Raw genomic sequence first — 6571 nt, forward strand, 5'->3', positions numbered from 1 at the left:
CCGGCGGGGCGGGGGGGGGGGGGGGGCGGGGCGGCGCGGGCGGGGGGGGGGGGCCGGGCGGGCGGCGGGCGGGGGGGGGGGGGGGGGGGGGGGGCGCCGGCCCGCCCCCCCGCGGCCCCGCGGCTTCCGGGCGGCTCAGTGGTCCGGGACGGTGTACGCGGCGCGGATGCCGCCGTGGACGGGGAGTTCGGAGGCGGTCAGGTAGCCCGAGTCCGGGCCGGCGAGGTAGGTGACGGCGGCCGCGATCTCGTCGAGCGTGGCGAAGCGGCCCATTGGGATGTGGGCGAAGCGCCGTCGGGTCTCCTCTTCTCCCATCCGCTCGAACATGGCACGGGTCTCGGGGGCTTCGACCGGTCCCAGGGCCAGGGTGTTCACGCGGATACCGCGCCGGGCCAGGTGGGTGCCCAGGTCGCGTCCGAGCTGGGTCACCGCGGCCTTGGCGGCGGAGAAGGCCATCTGGGCGGTCGCGGCGCCCATGCCGGCGAGGAAGGAGCCGGTCAGCACGACCGAGCCGCCGGGGTTCATCACCGGCACCCCGTAGCGGCAGCTGAGCACCGCCGGGGTGAGAACGGCCCGGAAGACCCGCTCCCAGACCTCGGGGGACGTCTCCAGCAGGCCGTGGTCCTCGCGGTCCATCCCTGATCTTGCAGGGTATCCCCGGCTTCAGCCGGGGAGGGAATGCATCCTTGGCCCGGAGCCGCGAAGCGGCGGAGAACGCTGCGTTGTCGGTGGGGTGCACTAGCTTGACCACATCGACCGAAAGGGGGTGGGCTGGATGATCCGTGCGTACAAGTTCCTCATGCGGCCCACCGTGGGCCAGGCGCAGGCACTGTCGGAGATGCTTCGGGATCACTGTTCGCTCTACAACGGGGCGTTGCAGGAACGCCGCGACGCCTACCGGCACGTCTCGAAGACGAGCATCACGTACGGGATGCAGTCGGCGCGGCTCAAGGAGATCCGGGCGTTCGACCCGGAGCGCCAGGGCCGCTGGTCGTTCTCCTCGCAGCAGGCGACGCTCCGTCGCCTGGACAAGGCGTTCGCCGGGTTCTTCCGCCGGGTCAAGTCCGGCGAGACGCCCGGCTACCCGCGCTTTCGGGGGGTGAACTGGTTCGGCACGGTGGACTTCCCGAAGGACGGTGACGGCTGCCGCTGGGATTCCACGCCGCACGACCGGGTGACCCGTGTCCGGTTCCAGGGCGTTGGGCACGTCAAGGTCAACCGGCACCGCCCGGTGGCCGGCAAGGTCAAGACCGTGTCCGTCAAGCGCGAGGGCAAGCGCTGGTACGTCGTGCTGACCGCCGAGCAGGCCGAGCCCGAGCCGCTGCCCGGGACCGGGTCCGTGGTCGGCATCGACATGGGCATAGCCAACTTCCTCGCCGACTCCAACGGCGGGTTCGTCCCCAACCCCCGCCACGGCCGGCGCGCCGCCGCGAAACTCGAAGCCGCACAGCAGGCCCTCAGCCGGTGCAAGCGGCGCAGCAACCGCCGCCGCAAGGCTGTCCGCAAGGTCGCGGACCTTCACCGCAGGGTCCGCCGTCAGAGACTCGACCACGCGCACAAGACCGCTCTTGACCTCGTGCGTCAGCATGACTTCATCGCGCACGAAGACCTCAGGATCCGCAACATGGTCAAGGCTCCCGTGCCGAAGCCCGATCCCGACCAGCCGGGTGGCTTCCTGCCCAACGGCGCGGCGGCCAAGGCCGGGCTGAACAAGTCGATCAACGATGCCGGTTGGGGGGTGTTCCTCACGATCCTCGCCAGCAAGGCTGAAAGCGCCGGCCGGGAAGTGATCGCCGTGGACCCCCGCAACACCTCCCGCACCTGCCCGCGCCCGGAGTGCGGGTACGTCGCGGCAAAGAACCGGCCCAACCAGGAGACTTTCCACTGCGTTGGCTGCGGCCACACGGCGCACGCCGACACGGTGGGAGCCACCAACGTTCTACGGGCAGGGCTTGTCCGTCGCAACGCCCGCCAGGGTTAGCGAGAAGCCCCCGGCTTCAGCCGGGGGAGGAGTCACGGGACCGGCGTTGACGTGGAGCACGTCGATCCGGCCGGACTCCGCGTGGATGCGCTCGAACGCCAGTCGTGTCTCTGCCTCGCTCCGCAGGTCCGCCGCGACCACCGGGAAGGGGACGTCCAGCGGCCGCCGGTCGATTCCGATCACCCGCCCGCCTTCGGCGGTGAGCCGCGCCGCGACAGCACCGGCGATGGCTCCGCCCGCGCCGGCGATGACACAGATCCGCCCGCTCAACCGCCCCTGGTCCTCGCTGTTCCTGCTCACGGTCGCCCCTCTCGTCGTTCCGCTCGATGCCGCCAGCAGTCTCCCCGGCCGGTCCGGCCGCCGTCGACGAACCGGGAACCGGGGAGTCGTTCGGCGGCGGCCGCTGTTGGTGGCCCCGTCCATGCCCGCCGCCCCGCCGTCCGCCGTTGCACGGTCCCGGCCCACGGCGACGGCCCGGCCGCCACGCTCGGGTGCCCAGGCCTCATTGCGAGCCGCTGGAGGTCGTCGTCGCCGGCCAGGGCGGGGAGGAGAGTGTCGAGGGTCGGTCCCGGCGGGGGCCGTACCCGGGCGCCGAGAAGTGCACCGAAGGCAGGGGTGCCCCCCGTATGCCTCACCCTTGCTTCCCGCGGCCGGTTCCGTCGAGAAAGCCGGTCTGGACGGACGACCACAAGGAATGGTCGGGGGAGCGGCCCGACTGCCGTGAGCGCTGCGGATCCTGAAACCCGATCACCGGCCCGAACCGCGCCGCCCTCCATCGGTGTATCGTTGCCCCGAGGCTAACCGGGGAGCAATCCCCACTTCTGGGGCTGGGGAGAGAAGGACGCCATGAACGGCACGGCACTGGTACTGGGCGGCGGCGGACCGGTCGGCGGCGCGTGGCTGACCGGCGTACTCGCGGGCCTCACCGCCGGCGGGATCGACCTGACGACCGCCGACACCGTCATCGGCACCTCCGCCGGAGCCGTCTTCGGCGCCCGGCTCGCGAGCGGCGAACCCGCCCGCGAGCTGTACGAACATCAACTGGCCGACCTCGACCGGGTCGAGATGGACGTCACCGCCGCGCAGACCTTCCGCTTCCTGTGGGCAGCGATGGCCACCCGCAACCCGGAACGCTCCGTCCGGCGCCTGGGCCACGCCGCCCTGACCGCGCGCACCACCCCCGCCCACGACCTGTCCGAAACCGTGCGCACCCTGCTGCGCGACGCCACCACCTGGCCCGCACAGGCGCTGCGCATCACCGCCGTGGACGCGGAGACCGGCAGCGTCGAAGCCTTCGACGCGGGCTCCGGGCTCGACCTCGCGGACGCGGTCGCCGCCAGCTGCGCCGTCCCCCTGGTCTGGCCGCCCACCGCCGCCCTGGGACGGCGGTGGATCGACGGCGGTACCCGCTCCACCGGCAACCTCCAGCTGGCCGCCGGCCACCGGCAGGTGCTGGCCGTCTCGCCCGTGCCCACCGCCGTCGGGCCGCATCCCAGCGCCCAGCAGCAGGCGGCGGAGCTGCGCGCCGCCGGCACGCACACCACCCTGATCACCCCGGACGCCGACGCCCGCCGCGCGATGGGACGCAACCTGACCGCCAACGCCCGGCGCCCGGCCGCCGCCCGGGCCGGCCACCGCCAGGGCGCGGCCCTCGCCGCCTCGGTCGCCCGCACCTGGCCGGCCGAGCACACAATCGGAGGGTGAGCGGCGGGTCCGGGCGGACGGACGGGCCCGCCACCCGTTGAGCAACGGCCTCGCGTTCAGGTGGCCGCCGCCCACGAGTACCAGCCCCACGCCCACTCAACTCCGTACTCGGCGAGCTCGGCGAGGCCTGCGGCTGCGGGTCAGGAGCAGGTCTTGTCCGGGTGGTCATGGGTGATGGCGCAGATCATCGCCTTGGCCCGGCCGTTGTTCGGATACTTGCGCTGGAGCTCGTCCTCGAAGTTCCGCCACTGGCGTGCGATGTCCTTGACGGCGAGGTCGTAGGCGCGGTCGAAGTTGTGGTCGATGACCGAGCGCGGGCTGTCCTTCGTGTCCTTGTTCAGCACCCCGTCGTGGGTGACGCGCCCCGCGCAGTTGGAGGCCGTCCCGGTGTGGTCACGGTCCGGATAGCAGCCGGTCGCCAGGTCGTGCGGGATGTGGCCGGTGGCGTCCTTGATCCAGTCCGCCTTGCTCATGGAGCTGTAGCGGCTGATGGAGAAGAACGCGGGGAGGTCGGTCCTGCCCAGCCCCGGGGGGTTCTTGACGCCGATGGCTCCCGGGCCGGCGTGGTCGGCCCAGTTACTGTGGGCGTAGAAGTCCTCGATCTGGTGCCAGCCGCGGCCCAGGTCCTCCAGCACCTCGCACTTCGCCCGTCCGGGCTGGTCGTTCCAGTCACAGGCCCGTGAGATGGAGGTCTGGGCGGCGACGACGTGCCCGTTCGCGTCGACCAGCCGGTCCGCGGCGGCGACGGCCCGCTTGAAGTTGTGGACGGAACTGTCGATGCAGTCGATGATCTCGGCGTCGGCCTGCCCGCGGGTGCGGGGGTAGCCGCCGCCGTACCGGGGGTCGAGGTAGTCGGCGTTGTCGCAGTGGAGCTTGCCGATGTCGAAGTACTGGCCGTGGTCGTTGGCGACGATCGCGCCCGAGCTCCCGTTCGCCATCGCCGTCAGCGAGTTCGGGTGCCAGCCCGCGGCTCCCAGGGCGGCCCGGGTGATCTTCTCGTGGTTCTCCCCGCTGAAGGCGTGCGCCGGTGCCGCGGCGCCGAGGACGACGGAACACGACAACGCGAGGCAAGCGGCGCCGGGTCCGCGCAGGCGCCGCCGGCGGGAAGCGGAGGTGGAATTCATGAGATCTCCAGGTGCGTGATGGACGTCTTCGGCGGGCATGCATCCGGGCACGGCGTCTCGTCAGTGCCCGCCCAGGTCCGTGGCGATATTCGCTGACGAACCATCAAGGTTCGCACCCGATACGTTAGTTGCCGGGATCGACTTCCGATAGACCGCCAGTGCCTCACGATTTCCGGCCGCGCGCTTGCGCCGTCCCTCTGCCACGAGGCTGTCGCCGTGCTGCACCGGGCCCGCCAGCCCTGTCAGCGCTGCCGGCGTCCCGGCCAGCGGCGAGCGAGGCCCTCCCGTAGACGGTTCACACCGGTCAGGATGGGCCCGAAGAACGGAATCGCCGCTGCCAGCAGGCACTGGGCGCTCGCCGCGACCGGCAGGTGCAGGAGAAACAGCCCGTAGGCGCACGCCAGGGGCAGGACGAACGACGTCCCTGCCACGGCACAGCCGGTCCGCTTCAGGCCGCGGGGGACCCCGCGGCCCGTCTTGTCCGCCGCCCACGCCTTGACCGCGATGGCGAAAAATGCGAGGACCACGGCCGTTACTTCCACGGTGGTCAGGACAACGGTCACGAGAACATCGATTACCAACTGCGACATCCGGTCATCCTTGCTCGGATCGCCGGCCCCGTCTTGAGTACGGGTACTCAAGTCTGTTACTGCTGATGTGTTTTGCCTCTGGCTACGGCAGTCGCGCTGGTCCGTGATGCTCGCGATGGGCACGTGGCCGGAAGGGAGGCTCACCAGCCGGTCACGGTGCCGTGTCGTCGGGAGTACCGGGCCCACGGTCCGCGCAGCGATCGGCCGGTGGAAAGCTCGGTCAGGACCCGCACCCTCGGCTTTCAGAAGCCCGGCACGAGACCCGTGTACTCAGGGTCAGGGATGCGCACGGACAGCGGCGCACCGCCGAATGCCGGGACCGGCGGGGGCTCCGCGTTCCCGGTCCGTCGGACGCCGCCCAGGTCGTGGTCTGGCAGATGGACTCGGAGTAGTAGGACACCAGGCTCCTCCGCAGCGCGGTGCGTTGGCCTCCGTCGCCGACGATGGGCCGCCACGGTTTCGGCAGTACTTCCGGCAGTACTTCCGGTGGTTCGTCCGGCTCTTCTTCCTGGTGTCCGTGGCCGGCTCAATGATGTGCTCTGCATGCCCGGGTGATGAGGGGTCCACCGTCGGTTTCGATGTCCTCGAAGGCTTCGGGGTGCGGCAACTCCTCACAGGCTGCCGCTCTTCTCAGTACCGCTCGGTACCGCTATCACCGCACCGTTGTCCCGCGGCACCCGAACAACCACAGACACCACGTCCCCTGGGCGCCGGACTACCCGGCTCGGTGTCCCATGTCACCACGTCTTGCCATGAAATGGAGAAGATCATGCCTTCCGCCATCACGACCGGACTGCGTGCCCTGGCCGTCCTCTCGATCACGACCGCTGTCGTGTCCGCGATCCCGGGTGTCGCCACGGCGGCGCCTGCGGACTGGAACGGGACTCATCAGATCAAGACCTTCGCCGATGGCCACTGCCTCGATGTGTGGGGTGCGGGCGTCAATGACGGGGCCGGCATCGACCAGTGGACCTGCACGAGTGGAAACAACCAGCAGTTCACGATCGTGCCGCTCGACAACAACAAGGTTCAGATCAAGACGTTCGCTGGCAAGTGCCTGGACGTGTGGGGCGCCGACGTCAATGACGGGGCCGGCATCGACCAGTGGACCTGCACGAGTGGAAACAACCAGCAGTTCACGATCGTGCCGCTCGACAACAACAAGGTTCAGA

7 protein-coding genes are annotated in these 6571 nt (G+C 70.8%); 3 read left to right on the forward strand and 4 right to left on the reverse strand.

Going from position 1 to position 6571, the window contains the following annotated elements; all coding sequences use genetic code 11:
• Positions 1 to 135 precede the first annotated feature (135 nt).
• Positions 136 to 636: an SDR family oxidoreductase gene (locus tag ACFV4F_RS26800; RefSeq protein WP_380506100.1), complete on the reverse strand. Its 501-nt coding sequence runs from the start codon at positions 634 to 636 to the stop codon at positions 136 to 138.
• Positions 637 to 775: 139 nt separating this feature from the next.
• On the opposite strand from ACFV4F_RS26800, the gene ACFV4F_RS26805 reads away from it, so the two are divergent.
• Positions 776 to 1981: an RNA-guided endonuclease InsQ/TnpB family protein gene (locus tag ACFV4F_RS26805; RefSeq protein WP_380506102.1), complete on the forward strand. Its 1206-nt coding sequence runs from the start codon at positions 776 to 778 to the stop codon at positions 1979 to 1981.
• On the opposite strand, the gene ACFV4F_RS26810 is transcribed toward ACFV4F_RS26805, so the two are convergent.
• On the reverse strand, positions 1940 to 2281 hold the full coding sequence (locus ACFV4F_RS26810; protein WP_380506104.1) for an SDR family NAD(P)-dependent oxidoreductase: 342 nt from the start codon (positions 2279 to 2281) through the stop codon (positions 1940 to 1942). The genes ACFV4F_RS26805 and ACFV4F_RS26810 overlap by 42 nt on opposite strands.
• 546 nt (positions 2282 to 2827) lie before the next feature.
• Between ACFV4F_RS26810 and ACFV4F_RS26815 the strand changes: the two genes are divergently transcribed.
• Entirely contained in the window at positions 2828 to 3685 is an 858-nt protein-coding gene (locus tag ACFV4F_RS26815) for a patatin-like phospholipase family protein (protein WP_380506107.1), read from the forward strand.
• A 140-nt stretch (positions 3686 to 3825) separates the two neighbouring features.
• Here ACFV4F_RS26815 and ACFV4F_RS26820 read toward each other — a convergent pair whose 3' ends face one another.
• Together ACFV4F_RS26820 and ACFV4F_RS26825 are read right to left on the reverse strand one after the other, a co-directional pair.
• Positions 3826 to 4809, reverse strand: coding sequence for a CinY protein (locus ACFV4F_RS26820; RefSeq protein ID WP_380506110.1), 984 nt, complete (start codon positions 4807 to 4809; stop codon positions 3826 to 3828).
• Between the two features lie 242 nt (positions 4810 to 5051).
• A complete protein-coding gene (locus ACFV4F_RS26825) occupies positions 5052 to 5399 on the reverse strand; it encodes a hypothetical protein (RefSeq protein WP_380506113.1) in 348 nt (115 codons plus the stop codon).
• Positions 5400 to 6168: 769 nt separating this feature from the next.
• On the opposite strand from ACFV4F_RS26825, the gene ACFV4F_RS26830 reads away from it, so the two are divergent.
• On the forward strand, positions 6169 to 6571 hold a 403-nt coding region (locus ACFV4F_RS26830; protein ID WP_380506116.1), incomplete at its 3' end, for an RICIN domain-containing protein.

The sequence above is a fragment of the Kitasatospora sp. NPDC059722 genome, from assembly GCF_042733235.1.
Classification (GTDB): Bacteria; Actinomycetota; Actinomycetes; order Streptomycetales; family Streptomycetaceae; genus Kitasatospora.